Genomic DNA, 1,666 nt, shown 5'->3' with positions numbered 1-1,666 from the left:
CGCTAGGGTACCTGGCAGGCGATTCGATTCTGTCTTCACTCATATTGAAATCCCGGAATAAGATCGCATTTTCGTATAGATTCCCGAGATTCTACGATTTTTTTACTACAAAATCAACAATTTAGTTTCTAGACAGGCTCTAAGCCTAGAAAGAGGATTCAGCCGCAAATGAACGCAAACGAACGCAAATAAATACAATGGGTTATTCGTCATTCGCTGAAGCAGACAGTGCGCCCGGCGGGTGGGCCGATCTTGCTCGAGGAAAACCAATAGCCACTGTCTTATTTTGCGTTTCTTTGCGTTCATTTGCGGCTAAATTGCCCTTCTTAGGTTACACGATCACGAATAACTCAATAATGGCCCTTCGGACTAATCACTGAGTACCCATTGACTATGACCAAAAGGCGCATGATCGCTATCGGTCTGTTGGCAGCGATCGCCTTGTCATCGGCATTCGCGGCAAACACCCCCTGCTCGGGCAAGAAAGGCGGGGTGGCGGGCTGTCGCAACGGCGCCTTCCTCTGCCAGGACGGCACGCTCAACGCCAGCAAGCAGGTTTGCACCGATGCAGGGGAACCAACCGCGGCAGTCCGCCAGACGGTTGCCCTGGTCGCCGCCCCGCCCGCCACGCAGACCCGCGGCCAGTCGGCGGCCGCGCCCGACGGGGGCTTACCCCGCACCGCAGCCACCTTCGCCAAGGCGAAAAAACTGGTCTATGAGCGGGTCTATTTCGATCATCCGCGGACCCTTTACTGCGGCTGCGCGTACGACGCCGCGCGGCAGGTCGCGCTGGACACCTGCGGCCTTCAGGAACTGGCCGGCAATAAGCGGGCCGCGCGCATCGAGGCCGAGCACGTGTTTCCGGCGGCGCAGTTCGGCAACTTTCGGACGTGCTGGCGGGAGCCTGCGCGCTTTGCGCAGTGCCGGAAAGCCGACGGCAACACCCTGTCCGGCCGGGCGTGTTGTTTGCGCGTCGATCCGTTGTTTGTGGCCGCCCACAACGACCTGCAGAACCTCTACCCGGAGGACGGCTATCTGAACGGCCGGCGCTCGGACTACAACTGGGGTATGGTCACGGGCGGCACCACGTACGGCACCTGTGACATGCGCTTCGACGGCAGCATCCGCCGCGTTCAGCCACCGGTGGCCGTCCGCGGCGAGATCGCCCGGACCATGTTCTATATGCGCGATACCTACGGTTTTCGCCTCAGTCGGCAAGATCGGCAGCTTTACACGGCATGGAACAACCAGCACCCGCCGGATGACTGGGAGATCGAGCGCAACCGGCGGATCAAGGAGATTCAGGGGGTGGGGAATGCCTATGTCGAGGCGTACCGGCGGCTGTGACCGGCGTTGCGGGGGGATGCCCGCCGGGCGATCCGCCGCAATGCCGCCCGGCCGAGATGGCTGAACCGCCGGCGGCGTGGCGCCCGACGCGGGCATCCAGCTACGGATTTACATTGGCCTCCGCCATGGGGTCGGACCACATGATGTGGCCGTAGACGTTGCCCCAGCCGTCGCTGGTCGTGTCCTTTCGGCAAGCCTGCATGAATGTGGAGCGTTGGTCCGGTAGTGTGGGAGCCCCGCGTCCTTGGCGAACGGGAGGGGCGATGTTGTCGCTGGCCGGGCGGGCAAGCGGCACCGAGCGGGCAGCGTCTGGCACCGT

At 61.8% G+C, this 1,666-nt stretch carries 2 protein-coding genes; one reads left to right on the top strand and one right to left on the bottom strand.

What is annotated here, in order from left to right; genetic code table 11:
• Nucleotides 1-426 precede the first annotated feature (426 nt).
• Complete coding sequence (locus QZX93_RS26930) at nt 427-1,347, top strand: endonuclease (RefSeq protein WP_295390507.1); 921 nt, start codon at nt 427-429, stop codon at nt 1,345-1,347.
• A gap of 100 nt (nt 1,348-1,447) precedes the next feature.
• Here the strand turns inward: QZX93_RS26930 and QZX93_RS26925 are convergent.
• Nucleotides 1,448-1,666: hypothetical protein (locus tag QZX93_RS26925; RefSeq protein WP_295390506.1), on the bottom strand; the 219-nt coding region annotated here is incomplete at its 5' end.

The organism is uncultured Thiodictyon sp. (assembly GCF_903946935.1).
In the GTDB taxonomy this organism is placed as follows: Bacteria; Pseudomonadota; Gammaproteobacteria; order Chromatiales; family Chromatiaceae; genus Thiodictyon.
Note: the sequence above shows the minus strand (reverse complement) of the source record. Positions and strands in the feature narration are given on the sequence as shown.